12 protein-coding genes and 1 pseudogene are annotated in these 17,742 nt (G+C 72.1%); 5 read left to right on the top strand and 8 right to left on the bottom strand.

Annotated features, from left to right (window positions below):
- Nucleotides 1-108 precede the first annotated feature (108 nt).
- The 5 genes from ACFYOY_RS16375 to ACFYOY_RS16355 form a co-directional block, all read right to left on the bottom strand.
- Complete coding sequence (locus tag ACFYOY_RS16375; RefSeq protein WP_388587621.1) at nt 109-1,269, bottom strand: acyl-CoA dehydrogenase family protein; 1,161 nt, start codon at nt 1,267-1,269, stop codon at nt 109-111.
- 106 nt (nt 1,270-1,375) lie between these two features.
- Nucleotides 1,376-3,331, bottom strand: coding sequence for a biotin carboxylase N-terminal domain-containing protein (locus tag ACFYOY_RS16370; RefSeq protein ID WP_351881514.1), 1,956 nt, complete (start codon nt 3,329-3,331; stop codon nt 1,376-1,378).
- An 11-nt stretch (nt 3,332-3,342) separates the two neighbouring features.
- Nucleotides 3,343-4,941 carry an acyl-CoA carboxylase subunit beta gene (locus ACFYOY_RS16365; RefSeq protein WP_388587618.1) on the bottom strand — a complete coding sequence of 533 codons (1,599 nt, stop codon included), beginning with the start codon at nt 4,939-4,941 and terminating at the stop codon, nt 3,343-3,345.
- A 79-nt stretch (nt 4,942-5,020) separates the two neighbouring features.
- A complete protein-coding gene (locus ACFYOY_RS16360; protein ID WP_351881520.1) occupies nt 5,021-6,721 on the bottom strand; it encodes an acyclic terpene utilization AtuA family protein in 1,701 nt (566 codons plus the stop codon).
- Nucleotides 6,718-7,563 carry a TIGR03084 family metal-binding protein gene (locus ACFYOY_RS16355; protein ID WP_388587615.1) on the bottom strand — a complete coding sequence of 282 codons (846 nt, stop codon included), beginning with the start codon at nt 7,561-7,563 and terminating at the stop codon, nt 6,718-6,720. Before ACFYOY_RS16355 ends, ACFYOY_RS16360 begins: the two co-directional genes overlap by 4 nt.
- Before the next feature lie 308 nt (nt 7,564-7,871).
- Here ACFYOY_RS16355 and ACFYOY_RS16350 point away from each other — a divergent pair, with 308 nt between their 5' ends.
- Together ACFYOY_RS16350 and ACFYOY_RS16345 are read left to right on the top strand one after the other, a co-directional pair.
- Nucleotides 7,872-9,062: a helix-turn-helix transcriptional regulator gene (locus ACFYOY_RS16350; protein WP_351881526.1), complete on the top strand. Its 1,191-nt coding sequence runs from the start codon at nt 7,872-7,874 to the stop codon at nt 9,060-9,062.
- Between the two features lie 108 nt (nt 9,063-9,170).
- A pseudogene (locus tag ACFYOY_RS16345) lies at nt 9,171-9,545 on the top strand (hypothetical protein).
- Between the two features lie 13 nt (nt 9,546-9,558).
- On the opposite strand, the gene ACFYOY_RS16340 reads toward ACFYOY_RS16345, so the two are convergent.
- Nucleotides 9,559-12,381 (bottom strand): FAD-binding and (Fe-S)-binding domain-containing protein, encoded by a 2,823-nt coding sequence (locus tag ACFYOY_RS16340; protein ID WP_388587612.1) that lies wholly within the window; start codon nt 12,379-12,381, stop codon nt 9,559-9,561.
- A gap of 178 nt (nt 12,382-12,559) precedes the next feature.
- Between ACFYOY_RS16340 and serC the strand changes: the two genes are divergently transcribed.
- Nucleotides 12,560-13,678, top strand: coding sequence for a phosphoserine transaminase (serC, locus tag ACFYOY_RS16335; RefSeq protein WP_351881532.1), 1,119 nt, complete (start codon nt 12,560-12,562; stop codon nt 13,676-13,678).
- A gap of 113 nt (nt 13,679-13,791) precedes the next feature.
- Here serC and ACFYOY_RS16330 read toward each other — a convergent pair whose 3' ends face one another.
- On the bottom strand, nt 13,792-14,802 hold the full coding sequence (locus tag ACFYOY_RS16330) for a hypothetical protein (RefSeq protein WP_351881535.1): 1,011 nt from the start codon (nt 14,800-14,802) through the stop codon (nt 13,792-13,794).
- Between the two features lie 342 nt (nt 14,803-15,144).
- Between ACFYOY_RS16330 and ACFYOY_RS16325 the strand changes: the two genes are divergently transcribed.
- Nucleotides 15,145-15,669 carry a hypothetical protein gene (locus ACFYOY_RS16325; protein WP_388587608.1) on the top strand — a complete coding sequence of 175 codons (525 nt, stop codon included), beginning with the start codon at nt 15,145-15,147 and terminating at the stop codon, nt 15,667-15,669.
- 176 nt (nt 15,670-15,845) lie between these two features.
- Nucleotides 15,846-16,841, top strand: coding sequence for an aldo/keto reductase (locus ACFYOY_RS16320; protein ID WP_351881541.1), 996 nt, complete (start codon nt 15,846-15,848; stop codon nt 16,839-16,841).
- A gap of 227 nt (nt 16,842-17,068) precedes the next feature.
- Here the strand turns inward: ACFYOY_RS16320 and thpR are convergent, their stop codons facing one another.
- Nucleotides 17,069-17,647 (bottom strand): RNA 2',3'-cyclic phosphodiesterase, encoded by a 579-nt coding sequence (gene thpR / locus ACFYOY_RS16315; protein WP_351881544.1) that lies wholly within the window; start codon nt 17,645-17,647, stop codon nt 17,069-17,071.
- Between the last annotated feature and the right edge of the window lie 95 nt (nt 17,648-17,742).

Genomic DNA, 17,742 nt, shown 5'->3' with positions numbered 1-17,742 from the left:
CGCATCAGCGTGCTGTTCGCCATGCTCCGAGACGGCACCTTCTACCAACCCAGAACCCCACGCCTCGCTTGACGAAAGACATAGAGGCACCCCCCCGGCGGCGAGAGGTCAGTACGACTTCGGCAGCCCCAGGGTCTGGTGGGAGACGTAGTTGAGGATCATCTCCCGGCTGACGGGGGCGATCCGGGCCACCCGGGCCGCCGTGATCAGCCGGGCCAGCCCGTACTCGGCGGTCAGGCCGTTGCCGCCGAGGGTGTGCACGGCCTGGTCCACCGCCCGCACCGTGGCCTCCCCGGCCGCGTATTTGGCCATGTTGGCGGCCTCGCCCGCGCCCGCGTCATCGCCCGTGTCGTAGAGGTACGCCGCCTTCGCCATCATCAGCCGGGCCAGCTCCAGCTCGATATGGGACTGGGCGAGGGGGTGGGCGATCGCCTGATGGGCGCCGATGGGCTCCTTCCACACCTGCCGGGTACGGGCGTAGTCGACGGCCCTGTCGAGCGCGTAGCGGCCCATCCCCAGCGCGAACGCCGCCGTCATGATGCGCTCCGGGTTGAGCCCCGCGAAAAGCTGGAGCAGCCCGGCGTCCTCGTCGCCCACCAGCGCGTCGGCGGGCAGCCGTACGTCGTCCAGCACCACCTCGAACTGCTTCTCCGCGGCGGCCAGTTCCATGGGGATGTGGTGGTAGGAGAAGCCGTGCGCCTCGCGCGGGACGATGAACAGGCAGGGCTTGAGCTTTCCGGTCCGGGCGTCCTCGGTGCGGCCGACGATCAGGGTCGCGTCGGCGATGTCCACGCCCGAGATGAAGACCTTACGGCCGTTGAGTATCCAGCCGCCGTCCTTCTCCCGGCGGGCGGCGGTGGTGATGCGGTGCGAGTTGGATCCGGCGTCGGGCTCGGTGATGCCGAAGGCCATGGTGAGGCTGCCGTCGGCCAGACCGGGCAGCCAGCGCTCCTTCTGCTCGGCGGTGCCGAACCGGGCGATGACGGTGCCGCAGATGGCGGGCGAGACGACCAGCATGAGCAGCGGGCAGCCCGCGGCGCCCAGCTCCTCCAGGACGATGGACAGCTCGGTGATGCCGCCGCCCCCGCCGCCGTACTCCTCAGGGAGGTTGACGCCGAGATAGCCGAGCTTGCCTGCCTCGGCCCACAGTTGGCGCACGCCGTCGCGCTCCTGGGGGCCGCCCGGGGCGTGTCCCTTGGCGAACGACGACACCGCCGCGCGGAGCGCCACGCGCTCCGGGGTGTCCACGGGCGTATGCGGGCTGGTCATGGACGGCTCCTCCCACTTGCGATGCGTTGTGCGGGCCGTGTGCTGTCCCGCACGGCCCGGACGGGCTGTCCGGGCCCGGACGTGCTGCGTGGTGCGCGGGGGTTCGTCACTCCCCCGCCGCCACGACGGCGAGCAGGGCTCCGACCTCGACCTGGCGGCCGGTGGTGGCGTGCAGGGCGGTGAGCACCCCGGCGGCGGGCGCCGTGACGCGGTGCTCCATCTTCATGGCCTCCAGCCACAGCAGGGGCTGTCCGGCCTCGACCCGGTCCCCGACCGCCACCTCGGCGACCCGGACCACCGTGCCCGGCATGGGCGCCAGCAGCGAGCCCGGTTCGGCACGGGCGGTGGGGTCGGGGAAGCGGGGCAGCGCGGTGAACACATGGCCGCCCTGAGGAGTGTCGACATAGCGGCGGTCCCCATAGGCCGTCACCTCGAACGTCCGCCGGACCCCGGCCACATCGAGGACGACCCGCCCCGGGGTGACGTGCGGCCCCGCATCGGCACCCAGCACCCGGACGTCGGGGAGGCCCTCCGCGTGCAGCCCGTCGCGGGTGAGGCGGTAGCGCACCTCGTGCTCGATGCCGCCCGGTTCGGCGCGGTAGCTCCTCAACTGCGGCTGCGAGGGCACATTCCGCCACCCGCCCAACCGCCCGGCCACCGTCGCGGTCCCCGGCCGCCGCGCCGCGTCGGCCAGGGCGGCGGCCAGGGCGGCAAGCTCGGCGGGCGAGGCCGCCTCGTCGTCATCGGAGGCGGCGGCCGTGAGCTCGGGCAGATGGCGTTCGAGGAAGCCGGTGTCCATACGGGCCGCCTCGAACTCCGGGTGCCGCAGGGCCCGTACGAGCAGCTCCCGGTTGGTCACCGGGCCGTGGATCCGGGCCCGCTCCAGCCCGTGGGCCAGCCGCCGCACGGCCTCCGCCCGAGTGGGGGCGACGGCGATGACCTTGGCCAGCATCGGGTCGTAGTGGACGCCGATCGCGTCCCCGTCGGCCGGCCCGGAGTCGACCCGCAGCCCGGGGATCTCCAGCCGGTGCATGATCCCCGTCTGCGGCCGCCAGTCACGCGCCGGGTCCTCGGCGTACAGCCGCGCCTCGACGGCATGCCCCCGGGGCGCCGGCGGCTCGGCGTCGAGGGGCTCCCCCTCCGCGATCCGCAGCTGCAGCGCCACCAGGTCAAGGCCGTAGATCTCCTCGGTGACCGGGTGCTCGACCTGCAGGCGGGTGTTCATCTCCAGGAAGTACGCCCGCCCCGCCGGGGAGACCAGGAACTCCACCGTGCCCGCGCCCTCGTAGCCGATGGCGCGCGCCGCGTTCGCCGCCGACTCGGCCAGGGCGCGCCGCAGTTCCTCGTCCAGGCCGGGGGCCGGGGCCTCCTCGATGACCTTCTGGTGGCGGCGCTGGAGGGAGCAGTCGCGGGTGCCGAGGGTCCAGACGGTGCCGTGGGTGTCGGCGAACACCTGGACCTCGACATGGCGGGCGCCCTCCATATAGGGCTCGACGAAGATCTCACCGTCGCCGAAGGCGGAGGCCGCCTCGGCGCGGGCGGAGTCGAGTTCGGCGGGGAGCGCGTCCAGCTCGCGGACCACCCGCATACCCCGCCCGCCGCCGCCCGCCGCCGCCTTGACCAGCAGGGGCAGATCATCGGCGGTGGCCTCGGCCGGGTCGATCGCGTCGAGCAGCGGCACGCCCGCCTTGCGCATGATCTCCTTGGCGCGGGTCTTGGAGGCCATGGCCTCCATCGCCTCGGGCGGCGGCCCCACCCACACCAGCCCCGCGTCCCTTACGGCGCGCGCGAAGTCGGCGTGCTCGGAGAGGAAGCCGTAGCCGGGGTGGACGGCGTCGGCCCCGGCGGCCAGGGCGGCCTTCACGAGGAGATCGCCGCGCAGATACGTGTCGGCCGGGGCGTCGCCCGGCAGCCGTACGGCGGTGTCGGCCTCGCATGCGTGGGGCGCGCCGGCGTCCGCGTCGGAGTGGACCGCGACGGTGGCGACGCCGAGGTCACGGCAGGTGCGGACGATACGCCGCGCTATCTCGGCGCGGTTGGCGACCAGGAGGGAACGGATCACGGGTTCCTCACTCACATCCGGAAAACGCCATAGCCACCGCGCGCGCCCTCGACCGGCGCGGTGTGCAGGGCGGACAGACACAGGCCGAGCACGGTGCGGGTGTCGCGCGGGTCGATGACGCCGTCGTCGTAGAGCCGCCCGGAAAGGAAGAGCGGCAGCGACTCGGACTCGATCTGCTGCTCCACCATGGCGCGCAGCGCGGCGTCGGCCTCCTCGTCGTACGGCTGCCCCTTGGCGGCGGCGGACTGCCGGGCGACGATCGACATCACCCCGGCGAGCTGCTGCGGGCCCATCACGGCGGACTTGGCGCTGGGCCAGGCGAAAAGGAAGCGGGGGTCGTACGCCCGGCCGCACATCCCGTAGTGACCGGCGCCGTACGAGGCGCCGATGAGCACCGACAGATGCGGGACGCGGGAGTTGGAGACGGCGTTGATCATCATGGCGCCGTGTTTGATGATCCCGCCCTGCTCGTAGTCGCGGCCGACCATATAGCCGGTGGTGTTGTGCAGGAAGAGCAGCGGGATGTCGCGCTGGTTGGCGAGCTGGATGAACTGCGCGGCCTTCTGGGACTCCTCGCTGAACAGCACCCCCTGGGCGTTGGCCAGGATGCCGACCGGATAGCCGTGCAGCGCGGCCCAGCCGGTGGCCAGGCTGCGCCCGTACAGCGGCTTGAACTCGTCGAAGTCCGAGCCGTCCACGATCCGGGCGATCACCTCGCGCGGATCGAAGGGGATCTTGAGGTCGCCGGGGACGATGCCGAGCAGCTCCTCGGCGTCGTACTTCGGCGGTTCGGCGGGCCCCGGATCGGCCTGCGCCTTGCGCCAGTTGAGGCGGGCGACGACCCGGCGGGCCTGGCGCAGCGCGTCGGGCTCGTCGGTGGCGAAGTAGTCGGCGAGGCCGGAGGTGCGGGCGTGCATCTCGGCGCCGCCCAGCGATTCGTCGTCGCTCTCCTCGCCGGTGGCCATCTTCACCAGCGGCGGACCGCCCAGGAAGACCTTGGAGCGTTCCTTGACCATGATCACGTGGTCGGACATCCCGGGGATGTACGCGCCTCCGGCGGTGGAGTTGCCGAAGACCACGGCGATCGTGGGGATTCCGGCGGCGGACAGCCGGGTGAGATCGCGGAACATGGCCCCGCCCGGGATGAAGATCTCCTTCTGGGACGGGAGATCGGCGCCGCCGGACTCGACGAGGCTGACGAGCGGGAGCCGGTTGGCGCGGGCGATCTCATGGGCGCGCAGCGACTTCTTGAGCGTCCAGGGGTTGCTGGCCCCACCGCGTACGGTCGGGTCGTTGGCGCTGATCAGGCACTCCACACCGGAGATCACCCCGATGCCGGTGACGAGCGAGGCCCCCACCGGATACTCGCTGCCCCAGCCGGCCAGCGGCGACAGCTCCAGGAAGGGGGTGTCGGGGTCCAGCAGCAGCTCGATCCGCTCGCGGACCAGCAGCTTGCCGCGCTTGCGATGGCGCTGGACGTATTTCTCACCGCCCCCGGCGAGCGCCTTGGCGTGCTCACCCTCCAACTCGGCCAGCTTGGCGAGCATCGCCTCCCGATGGGCCGTGTGATCGGCGCCCGCGGGGTCGAGCACGGACGCGAGCACGGTCACAGCGATACCTCCGGGATGTCCGGGCGGCGAGAGGGCGACCCGTCGCCGACGGCTGTGGCCCGGGGACCGGAACGGGCAGTCAAAGCAGTACCTCCGGTATGTCCAGATGGCGTGAGCGCAGCCATTCGCCGACGGCCTTGGCCTGGGGGTCGAAACGGGCCTGTGCGGCGACGCCCTCGCCGAGCAGACCCTCCACGACGAAGTTCAGGGCCCGCAGCCGGGGCAGCGGATGGCGGGTGATCTTCAACGGGGCCGTCTCCGGGAGCAGTTCGCGCAGCCGGTCGACGGTGAGGGTGTGGGCCAGCCAGCGCCAGGCGTCCTCGCCGCGCGCCCAGACGCCGATGTTGGCGCTGCCGCCCTTGTCGCCGCTGCGGGCCCCGGCGACCGCGCCGAGCGGGGCACGGCGGGTCGGCCCGGGCGGCAGCGGCGGCGGAAGGGGCGGCTCGTCCGCCGGGCCTCCGACGGCGGGCGTGGTGGGGGCCGGAGGGATGGTCAGCCGGGAGCCGTCCGGCAGTACGGCGGTGTGCGGCACGGCGTCGGCCGGGGTGTCCACGGCCTCGAAGACACCGTAAGGAGAGCCCTTACCGGGCGGGGCGGTGACATGGAAGCCGGGGTAGCTGGCGAGGGCCAGTTCGACGGCCGCACCGCTGATCGCCCGCCCCACCGCATCCGCGTCCCGGTCGCGGACCACCAGCCGCAGCAGCGCGCTCGCCTCCTCCTGCACGGCCGCGTCGGAGTGGTCGGTGCGGGAGAGGGCCCAACGGACCTCGGCGGGACGGCGCTTGCTCATCGCCCCCTCCATCTGGTCCCGTACGAGCGCCGCCTTGGCCTCGATGTCCAGGCCGGTGAGCACGAACACCACCTCGTTGCGGTGGCCGCCGAGCCGGGTCAGCCCGGTCTTGAGGGTGCGGGGCGGCGCCTCGCCCCGTACGCCGTGGACGCGCACCCGGTCCGGGCCGTCCGGGGCGAGCCGCGCCGAGTCCAGCCTGGCGGTGACATCCGGGCCCGGGTAGCGAGCGCCCGCCGTCTCGTAGAGGAGCTGGGCGGTGACGGTCCCGACCGTGACGGCGCCGCCGGTGTGCGGATGCTTGGTGATCACGCTGGAGCCGTCCGGGTGGATCTCGGCGAGGGGGAAGCCGGGGCGGCGGAGGTCGTGCTCGGTGAAGAAGGAGTAGTTGCCGCCGGTCGCCTGCGTACCGCACTCCAGGATGTGCCCGGCGACCACGGCTCCGGCGAGCGCGTCCCAGTCGTCGGCGGCCCATCCGAAGTGCGCCGCGGCCGGGCCCGTCACCAGCGCGGCGTCCGTCACCCGCCCGGTGACCACCACGTCCGCGCCACCGCGCAGACAGGCCGTGATGCCGGCGCCGCCGAGATAGGCGTTGGCGGTGACCACTCCCGGCCCCCAGTCGCGGGCGCCGAGGAGGTCGTCGCCCTCGACATGGGCGACCCGGCAGTCGATGCCGAGCCGCTCGGCGAGGGCGCGGATCGCGTCGGCCAGCCCGGCCGGGTTGAGCCCGCCCGCGTTGGTGACGAGCCGTACCCCGCGCTCCGTGGCGAGCCCGAGGGTGTCCTCAAGCTGGCGCAGAAAGGTGGTGGCATAGCCGCGCGCCGGGTCCTTGGCGCGGTCCCGGCCCAGGATGAGCATGGTCAGCTCGGCGAGATAGTCCCCGGTCAGCACGTCCAGGGGGCCACCGGTGAGCATCTCGCGCACCGCGTCGAAGCGGTCGCCGTAGAAGCCGGAGGCGTTGCCGATACGGAGGGGTGGGGGCGGCGGGGTCACGGGGCGCCTCCGGCGCGGTCGCCGCTCGCGCCACCGTCACCCGCCGGGTGACCCGCTCTCTGCCCCGGGGCGCGGCCCTTGCCGGGTGGGCCAGCGAACGCCTGCGCGATGTCCAGCCAGCGGTCCGCCTCCGCCCCTTCGGCCCGTACGGCCAGATCGTCGCGGTGCGCCCGCTGGGTCACCAGCAGACAGAAGTCCAGCGCGGGCCCGGTCACCCGCTGGGCCGCGTCCTGAGGCCCGTACGTCCACAACTCACCGGCCGGGCCGGTGAGCTCGACCCGGAACTCCTCGGCCGGCGGCTCCAACCCCCGCGCCGCGTACGCGTAACCCCGCGCCCGGACCCCGATCCGGGCCACATGGCGCAGCCGGGCGGTGGGGGCCCGGCGCACTCCCAACGCGTCGGCGACGTCCTGGCCGTGCGCCCAGGTCTCCATCAGCCGGGCGGTCGCCATCGACATCACGCTCATCGGCGGCCCGTACCACGGCAGCCGGGCACGCGGCGGCTGCGCGGCCAGCGTCCGGAGCAACCGCTCCCGCCCCGCGCGCCAGAGCTCCAGCAGCGCCTCGGGCGGCTCGGCCGCCCCGCGTTCGGCGCCCTCGTCCACGAACGCCTCCGGCGCGGTCCACGCCCGGCGCACCTCGTCGGCGAACCCCTGCGGGTCCTCGGCGGCTTGTACGGCCCGCTCGTCGGTCCACGCGAGATGGGCGATCTGGTGCGCGATGCTCCACCCGGGCGCGGGCGTCGCCGTACGCCACTCCGCGCCCCCGAGCCCGGCCACCAGGCCGTCCAACTCGTCCCCCTCCGCCCGCAGATCGCCGAGCAGAGCCTCCGTCTCGGACACGCGTCGCTCCCGTCGTCGGGTCAGTCGTGTGTCGGCTGTCTTTACGTTCTTGTCGAGCGAGGGTGGCAGCGCGACGAGAAACAATCAAGCACGCTTGCATGATTCAGCCGGTTGGGACACGACGCCCGGGCTGCGCCCGCCCCCACGGGGCGAGCGCAGGCGCTCGACGCGCCGGGGGCAACCCGGTGCAGCCCGGCTGTCCGGGTGAGGCACAGACGGAACCCTGCACCGTTCAGGGTGACTGACCAACATTTCGCCGCGTTTGCCCAGGGGTACGTGTCCCTTGTCGAAGCCCGAAGGAGCTGAGCATGCCCGACAACAGTCAGGACCACATCGGTGCACGGCTGCGCGACATCCGGAAGCGTCGAGGGCTGACGCAGCGCGGTTTGTCGGAAGCATCGGGAGTCTCCCTCTCCTGGATCAGGAAGCTCGAACAGGGCGAACAGCAAGACACGCGCCTCGAAACCGCCCGGAAGCTCGCCGCGGCGCTGGGCGTGTCCACGACGCGGCTCATCGCAGGACATCGCGAGGACGACGCCGACGAAGCCACGTTGGAACAGTGGGGGCCAGTACGCCACGCCCTGACCTCCCCGGTAGGCGATCGCGGTGCCGACCAGGCCCCCACCGTGGACGGGGTCAGGGCGGCGATCAAGGCCGCGCTGCCCCTCTTCTCCGGTGACCGGTTCGCCCACCTGCGTCCTGTACTCCCCGCTCTCTTGCGTGACGCCGACATGCTCGCCGCGCTCGACCCACGTGGTCGGCACCTGCGGGGGCGGTTACTTCAGCTCACCGGCTGGCTCATGGTGCAGACGCGCCAGTTCGACGCCGCCGAAACAGCCCTCACCAAAGCGCTGGACGACGCGATGGACCGGCTCGACGGAGCCGCCATCGCGAGTACGCGCTGCTGGTTGCTGCTGCGCCGGGGCCGACTCACCGAGGCCCGCGCGCTGTCCGTGCGGTGGTCGGACGACATCGAGCCACGCCTGTCCCGCGCCACCCCCGCCGAGCTGAGCGCATGGGGCTGGCTGCTCCTGCGCGCGTCGGCCGCCGCGGTGCGGGACAACGAATCCGATGTCGCCAGGGACACCCTGCGGCTCGCCCACGCGGCAGCGGTCACCATGGGCCGCGAGTTCGCTCCCGAGGGCGACTTCCTCCGGGCCTTCGGCCCCGTGACCGTGACCCTCAAACGCGCCGAGAACGCGATGGTGGAGGAGGAACCGGACCGCGTCCTCAGCCTGGCGGCGCGCATCCCCACCAACGGCCTCCGGCCGACGTCGAACAACCGGAACCGCCACCTCCTGGACGTGGCCAGAGCCCATGTGATGAAGCACCGGCCCACCGATGCCTTCGAGGTGCTGCGAGGCATCTGGTCCGACGCCCCGGAATGGCTGCCCAACCAGCGCTACGCACGGGACATCCTGGGCGACATCATCACCAGGCGGCGAACGATGACACCGGAGACGCAAACCATGGCCGGGGTGCTCGGCGTACCGATGTGACACCGGGTGGTACTTCCACCCGTCGCCGGACGAAAGCGCCATTGATCAGCTACTCAACGCGACCATAACGTCACGACACGGGAACATCGCCGCAAGAGGAGCCGTACCGTGACCGCCACACCACTCGGAAGCCCCCTCAGGACTGCCTTACGGCTGCTGCCATGGTCCAGCCCGGACGGCAAACCGTGTTACCTGTCGCCGGGCAACGGCAACAGCCTCCTGAGCCGACGGGCGGACGACATCGAGGCCCTTCAGCTGTGCATGGGGGGGCACAACTCATCGCCCATGCCCGCGCGCTGCTCAACGACCGTAAGGCGAGCACCGGAGAACTGCGCTTCCTGGCCAACCGGCCTGACCGAGGCGCTGCGCGACGCACTGCGGGTGGCCGAGAGCAGGGGCGGGCGGCTGGCCGCGTACGGCGATGACGGCTGTGATGAGCCGGAGGACGACCCCGCACCCGGGGAGGCGGCGGAGTCGTCGTAACCGGACTTGGGCGTCAGGGCAGCCGTTCCGCCAGGACCTCCGCCAGGTGGCGGCTCTTCCTGCCCGCCAGTTGGTTCAGTTGGGTGCGGCAGGAGTAGCCGTCCGCCAGGATCTCCGTGCCGGGGTCCGCGGCGCGCACCGATGGCAGCAGTTGCTCCTCGGCGCAGGCCACCGAAACGTCGTAGTGGCCGTCCTCGAAGCCGAAGTTGCCCGCCAGACCGCAGCAGCCGCCGCTCAACGCGCCCGTGAGGCCCGCGCGTTCACGTAGGCGGCGCTCGGCGGCGTCGCCGAGGACGGCGTGTTGGTGGCAGTGGGTCTGGCCGACGACCGGGCGGTCGATCTTGGGGGGCCGCCAGTCGGGGGCGTACTCCTCCAGGGCCTGGGCGAACGTCGAGACGGACTCGGCGAGGCGCGCGGCGCGCGGGTCGGCGCCGAGGAGTTCGGGGAGGTCGGTGCGGAGGGCGGCGGTGCAGCTGGGTTCGAGGCCGACCACCGGAAGTCCGGCGTCCAGGGCCGGGGCCATGACGTCCAGGGTGCGCCGCATGACCGCGCGGGCGCGGTCGAGCTGGCCGGTGGAGACCCAGGTCAGCCCGCAGCACACGGGCCCCGGCGGGACGACCACCCGCAGCCCGGCCGCCTCCAGTACGGCGACCGCCGACCGGCCGACGGACGGGGAGAGGTGGTTGGTGAAGGTGTCGGGCCACAGCACGACGGTGCGGGCGCCGGTCCCGGCGCGAGGCACCGTGCGGGCATGTTCCCGCCACCACCGTGTGAAGGGCTCCCGGGCCAGCTCCGGGATGTCCCGCTCGGGCGCGATCCCGCCCATGCGCTTGGCCAGGGCCGCCAGCGGGGGCACCCCCGCCAGGGCGTTGGCGGCGGGCGCGGCCCTCAGGAGGGAGGCGGCCCGGAGCCATACCGGCAGCCAGCCCATCGAGTAGTGCGCGGCGGGCCGCACCCGTCCCTCGTAGTGGTGGTGCAGGAACTCCGCCTTGTACGTGGCCATGTCGACCTCGACCGGGCAGTCGCTGCGGCAGCCCTTGCAGGACAGGCACAGGTCGAGCGCCTCCCGGACCTCCTCCGAGCGCCAGCCGTCCTGGACGACCTCGCCCGCGAGCATCTCGTGCAGCAGCCGGGCGCGGCCGCGCGTGGAGTGTTTCTCCTCGCCGGTCACGCGGTACGACGGGCACATCACCCCGGTGCCGGACACCGACTCGTTCCGGCACTTGGCGACGCCCACACAGCGCCGGACGGCCGCCGAGAAGTCCCCCTTGTCATGCGGATAGCCGAATTCGACGTCCACCGGGCGCCTCGGCAGGGGATCGAAGCGCAGGTTCTGGTCCAGGCGCTGCGGGCGGGCCAGAACGCCGGGGTTGAGGCCGCCTTCCGGGTCCCACAGGTCCTTGAAGCGGGAGAAGAGGCCGACCATCTCGTCCCCGTACACCCGCGGCAGCAGCTCCGCGCGGGCCAGCCCGTCACCGTGTTCACCGGAGAGCGAGCCGCCGTGGGCGACGACGAGATCGGCGAGGTCGGAGGAGAAGGCGCGGAAGATCCGGATCCCGGGCTCGGTCAGCAGGTCGAAGTCGATGCGGACGTGGATGCAGCCGTCCCCGAAGTGCCCGTACGGCGTGCCGCGCAGCCCGTGCTGGGCCATCAGGGCACGGAAGTCGCGCAGATAGGCGCCGAGCCGGGGCGGCGGCACCGCGCAGTCCTCCCAGCCGGGCCATGCCTCGCTGCCGTCCGGCATCCGGGTGGCGGTCCCGGAGGCGTCCTCGCGCACCCGCCACAGGGCGCGCTGCCCGGCCGGGTCGGCGACGACGGTGTGGCCGGTGGTGGCCTCGGCGGCGGCGCGGGCCACCTCCTGGGCGCGGGAGAGCGCCTCCTCGCGGGTGGCGCCGCCGACCTCCACGAACAGCCAGGCGCCGCCCTTGGGCAGCCCGGACGCCCCGGCGACCAGATCGGCGGCCATGCCCTCGACGGTCAGCGGACCGTACGGCAGCAGGGTGTGCGCGGCCTCGGCCGCCGCGCTCTCGTCGGGGTAGCCGAGCACGGCCAGGGCGCGGGCGCCGGGCGCCTCCACCAGCCTTACGGTCGCCTCCGTGACCACGCCGAGGGTGCCCTCGCTGCCGGTGAGGGCGCGGGCGAGGTCGGCGTTCTTCTCGGGCAGCAGCTCGTCCAGGGCGTAACCGGAGATCCGGCGGGGCAGCTCGGGGAAGCCGGTGCGCAGCAGGGCCAGGTGGTGACCGGCCAGGGACCGTACGCCGTCGCGGAGCCGGGCGGGCAGGTCGTGGAGGCCCTGGGCGGCGCGCACCCGCTCCCCGCCGTAGGTGAGGACGTCCAGCTCGTGGACGTTGTCGGCGGTGGTGCCCCAGGCCACCGAGTGGGAGCCGCAGGAGTTGTTGCCGATCATGCCGCCGAGGGTGCAGCGGCTGTGGGTGGACGGGTCGGGGCCGAAGGTCAGCCCATGGGCGCCGGCCGCCGTACGGAGGTCGTCGAGGATCACGCCGGGCTGGACGACGGCGGTCCGCCGCTCCGGGTCGAGCGAGACAATGCCGCGCATATGGCGGGTGAAGTCGAGGACGACACCGAGCCCGGTGGCCTGTCCTGCGATCGAGGTCCCGGCGCCGCGCGCGACCACCGGCACCCCGCGCTCCCGGCAGACGGCCAACGCCGCCGCCACGTCGTCCGCGTCCCGGGGCGCGACCACACCGTCCGGCACCCGTCGGTAGTTCGACGCGTCCATGGTCATCAGGGCCCGGCTCGCCGTATCGAAGGAGACGTCCCCGCGGACGGCCCGCCGCAGCGCCTGCTCCAGCTCGTCTGCCTGGTGATCAGCCATGCCTCCATGGTCCATGCCGGGAGGGCCGTTGAGAATGTCCAATTCCGATTCATGGCCGCCGTGTTCCCCGATCGCCCCTACACCGGCCTCACCTCCTGCGTCAACAGGATGTGGACGTACCGTCTCAGCCGCTGGACGCACGGTCGGACCGCGGCGGCCGACGGATTAGGCTTCGGTCGTGGCTGAGATCCGGATTCCCGATGACATCAAGCCCGCCGACGGACGCTTCGGCTCGGGCCCGTCCAAGGTGCGCACCGAGGCGCTGAGCGCCCTGGCCGCCACCGGAAGCTCCCTGCTCGGCACCTCCCACCGCCAGGCCCCGGTCAAGAACCTGGTCGGCGCGGTGCGCGAAGGGGTGCGCGAGCTCTTCCAACTCCCGGAGGGGTACGAGGTCATCCTGGGCAACGGCGGCTCCACCGCCTTCTGGGACATCGCGACCCACGGGCTGATCGACTCCAAGTCCCAGCATCTGTCCTTCGGCGAGTTCTCCTCGAAGTTCGCCAAGGCGGCGAAGCTGGCGCCGTGGCTCGAAGAGCCCACGGTGATCTCCTCCGACCCCGGCACCCACCCGGAGCCGCGCGCCGAGAGCGGCACGGACGTCTACGCCTTCACCCACAACGAGACCTCCACCGGTGTCGCCATGCCCATCCAGCGGGTGGCCGGCGCCGACGAGGGCGCGCTGGTGCTGGTGGACGCGACCTCCGGGGCGGGCGGTCTGCCGGTCGACATCGCCGAGACGGATGTCTACTACTTCGCGCCACAGAAGTCCTTCGCGGCCGACGGCGGTCTGTGGATCGGCGTGTTCTCGCCCGCCGCGCTGGAGCGCGCCGCCCGGATCCACGCCTCGGGCCGGCACATCCCCGAGTTCTTCTCGCTGCCGACCGCGATCGACAACTCGCTGAAGAACCAGACGTACAACACCCCGGCGCTGGCGACGCTCTTCCTGCTCGACGACCAGCTGAAGTGGATCAACGGACAGGGCGGTCTGGACTGGGCGGTGCGGCGCACCGCGACCTCCTCGCGCACGCTGTACGGCTGGGCCGAGGAGTCCAAGTTCGCCACCCCGTTCGTGGCCGACCCGGCCAAGCGGTCGCAGGTCGTCGGCACGATCGACTTCACCGAGGAGATCGACGCCGCCGCGGTCGCCAAGGCGCTGCGGGCCAACGGCGTCGTGGACACCGAGCCATACCGCAAGCTGGGCCGCAACCAGCTGCGGGTGGCGATGTTCCCGGCCGTCGACCCGGCGGACGTCCAGGCGCTGACGGCGTGCGTGGACTACGTCATCGAGCACCTCTGACGAGCGCTTTTACGCCCGTGCGCAAGGGGCCCGCGGCCGACCACCGGCCGCGGGCCCCTTCGCATGCGCTCAAGCCCCTGCGCATGCGCTGACGATGTCGCATGGGCCGACGATCAGGATCGGCCCCGGCGGAAGAGCCTGCGCAGGCCGAGGAACACGACCAGCGCACCGGCGAAGGTGACCCCGGCCTTGACCAGGTTGCCGTTCTTCTCGTCCTCGGTGAGTTTGCCGTCGACGCGGTCGGAGTACTCCCCGTTCTTCTTCTGCTCCTTCGCGGTGGCGTCCGGCAGCAGTTCCCCGCCGAGGTCCACCGGCGTCACCTTGGAGCCCGCGCCCTCGGTGCCGTACATGAGCGTGCCGCCGTCCGGGGTGAAGGTGACCGACTCGCCCTGCCGCTGCAGCGGCAGCCCCGGCTCCTCCTCGAGCCGCGTCGGCTTTCCGTCCCGCCAGCGGTACTCGGCGGCCGAGAAGTAGCCGCGGAGCACCAGCCGGGTGCCGTCCGGAGCGAACGCCCCGTCCGTGACCTCCATGTCGAGGTCGGAGACCCGCCGGAAGACATTCACCCCCGAGGGGCTGAGCGTGGCCGGTCCGGCGTACAGCCCGGCGTCCTCGTCGCTCTTGCTGGCGATATAGACCCGGCCCGTCTTGGGATGGACCATCATCGCCTCGGCGTTGCGCGGCCCGCCCTGGTACTTGACGGTGAACTGGGTCGCGGTGACGGTGGTGTCCTTCAGCTGCTTCGGCTCGGGGAAGCGGTAGATCCACACATGGGACCACTGACCGCCCAGGTTGTCGCCGATGTCGCCGACGTAGACATTGCCGTCCGGCCCTATCGAGATCGCTTCCACATCGCGGGGATCCCCTATGCCCCGCAGGGTGACCCGCGCGACCGTCTTCCCGGTTTTTCCGTCGACGGCGTAGACGTACGGCCCGTCCGAGCTGTCGTTGTGCGTCCAGTAGACGCCGGGGTGGAGGCGACTCGCGGCCAGGCCGCTGGACTCGGTGATTCGTGGATCCTCGATCGTGAAGGGAGACGGCGACGACGAGTCGTCGGCGAAGGCCGGGGCGGCTGCGGACACGGTCAGCAGCGCGGCGGCACCGAGTACGAACGGAAGCGGACGCATGGGCCCAAGCCTGCCATCCCGCGGGGGGCATCCGGCGCCGGAACCACGCCGGGGGACTCCCTCCGGCCAGGCACGGAGTGACCTCCCGCTGGCCACCCATGACGCTCCCGTGCATGACTTCGGCGATCACGGGCAGATAACGTCTGTCAATTATTTGTGCGGGCGGCCGGCCCGAAATAACCCGCAGATTATTTGACCTCATCCGGGGATTATTTCGGCGAGAAATTTATCGGTCATTGGCGGCATAGCGGGCGGCGGCATTGCAATGCAGAAAGGCCCCGCTTACGGTCTGGGCTCATGAGCGAATACAGCCAGTCCTCTTATGCGCAAAGCGCGCCGCCCATGCATTCCGCAGGGGCCCCGAGCGGCGGCGCCGCACACGCGTCACCGTCCGCACCGGCCGCGCCGTCCAAGAAGATCGCGATCTTCGCGATCGTCGGCTCGGTCATCGCGCTGGTCGGCTCCATGGTGAACTGGGTGGTCTCCGACGCCGAGGGCGCCACCGGGGGCATCAAGGGCATCGACGGCGACGGCATCATCACGCTGATCATCGCCCTGGTCGCGGCGATCCTGTTCATCGCCGCCATGGCCACCAAGAAGGCCGCGCTCTACCTGGTCGGCGGGGTTCTGGGGCTGGCCATGGCGATCGTCGCGGCCATCAACATGGCAGACCCCGAGCGGCTGGTCACCCAGAAGCTGAAGGACGACGAAGGGGTGTCGCAGAAGGTCGCGGAAAAGGCGGCGGAGCAGGCCGCGAAGCTGTACGAGATGACCGCTGGACCGGGGCTCTACATGGTCCTGATCGGCGCACTGATGGCCCTGGCCCTCGGCGCTCTCGGCTTTATGAAGGCCCGCACTGCCCGCTAATCTGAAAAGGTCGGCCTCGAGAAATCCCATGATGCCCGCTTTTTGACCGCACGGGGGGCCAAAAAGCGGGCCTTCGGGTTTTCCACGGGAATTCACGACCGCCGGCAGTCGCCAGGTCACCGATGCCCCGGCCCGCCCCCTTGATTAGAGCGCACTCCAACGGCTTGGCTGATCCCATGGAGTACACGCAACTCGGACGTACAGGTCTCAAGGTCAGCCGGATCGTCCTCGGCACCATGAACTTCGGTCCGCAGACCGAGGAAGCCGACAGCCACTCGATCATGGATGCCGCGCTCGACGCGGGCATCAACTTCTTCGACACCGCCAATGTGTACGGCTGGGGCGAGAACAAGGGCCGCACCGAGGAAATCATCGGGAGCTGGTTCGCCAAGGGCGGCGGGCGGCGCGAGAAGACCGTCCTCGCGACCAAGGTGTACGGAAACATGGCCGCCGAGGGTGAGCCGTGGCCCAATACCGACAAGCTCTCGGCCGTCAACATCCGCCGGGCCGTGGACGCCAGCCTCAAGCGGCTCGGCACGGACTACATCGACCTCTACCAGTTCCACCACGTGGACCGCTCCACCCCGTGGGACGAGATCTGGCAGGCGATCGACGTCCTCGTCCAGCAGGGCAAGATCATCTACGCGGGCTCCTCCAACCACGCGGGCTGGCACATCGCCCAGGCCAATGAGACCGCGGCCCGCCGTGGCTCGTTCGGGCTGGTCAGCGAGCAGTGCCTGTACAACCTGGCCGAGCGCCGCGCCGAGATGGAGGTCATCCCGGCCGCGCAGGGCTACGGCGTGGGCATCATCCCCTGGTCGCCGCTGCACGGCGGACTGCTCGGCGGCGCGCTCCGCAAGGAGCGCGAGGGCGGCGGATCGCGCAGCACGTCCGGGCGCAGCGCCGACGCGCTGAAGAACACGGCGGTGCGCGATCAGGTCCAGCGGTACGAGGACCTGCTGGCCAAGCACGGCATCGAGCCCGGCGAGGCGGCCCTGGCCTGGCTGCTCACCCGGCCCGGGGTGACCGGTCCGATCGTGGGCCCGCGCACGGCCGAGCAGCTGGCGTCGGCGGTGCGCGCCGCGGAGCTGAAGCTGAGCGAGGAAGTGCTGACGGAGCTGGACGAGATCTTCCCGGGTCCGGGGCCGTCGCCGGAGGCGTTCGCCTGGTAGCCGAGCCGCCGCTGGGCGGTGAGCGAAGGCGCTGAGGGGCGTGGGCCGTGCGCGGCCCACGCCCCCTGCCTGATGCCTCCTATGGCAGCTTTAGCCGCCCAGGGCGGCCGCAGCGGCGACGACGACGAGAATCAGCACCAGCGCGCCGCTCATGATCATGTTTCTGGTCTTGGGGTCCACAGGCTTGAGATTAGCCGGACCGCTCAGTCGCCCAGCGGCCAGGCCGCTCAGTGCCCCAGCGGCCAGGCCGCCACCACCTCGTAGCGCGGCTGCCGGCCGGGGACGCCCGGGGCCGGTGGATGGCTGCGCACCAGGCAGAGCTCGCCCACGGTCCACTCCCGGCCGTCGAAGTCGGTGAGCCCGTCCACGTACGGCACGAGGCTGGTGGCGGAGCGGTGGCGGGAGGAACGGGCACGGGCGATGGTCAGATGCGGATGGTACGGACGGTGCCGGTCCATCGGGACCCCGACCCGTCGGCCCCCCGCCTCGGCGGAGTCGGCCAACCGCCGCAGGGCCTCGCTGTCGCCGTCGACGCCCACCCACACCACCCGGTCGTCGAACCGGCCCCCGCCCGCCAGCCGCAGCTCGTGGGCGCGGTGCCGATGGGCGGCGCGGGCCAGCCGGGTGTGCAGCTCGGGCAGCACCTCCTCGGCCACCTCGCCGTAGAAGGCGAGCGTGAAGTGCCAGCCCTCCCGCTCGGTCCAGCGCAGCCCCTCCGCCCCCGGCAGCGTCTGGAGCTTCTTGACCCGCGCGGCCAGCTCGGCGACGGCCGCGTCCGGCGGCAAGACGGCGGCGAAGAGTCTCATCCGCCCAGTCTCCCCCACGAGGGGTGGGGAACTCAGCCCCTCCGGCGTTTGAGGAGCGGGGTCCGGGGCGGAGCCTCGGCGGGGTCACAGGGGCG

The sequence above is a fragment of the Streptomyces sp. NPDC007875 genome (genome assembly GCF_042868035.1).
In the GTDB taxonomy this organism is placed as follows: Bacteria; Actinomycetota; Actinomycetes; order Streptomycetales; family Streptomycetaceae; genus Streptomyces; species Streptomyces antimycoticus.
The sequence above is the reverse complement of the archived record's forward strand: the minus strand, read 5'-3'. Positions and strand labels throughout refer to the sequence as shown.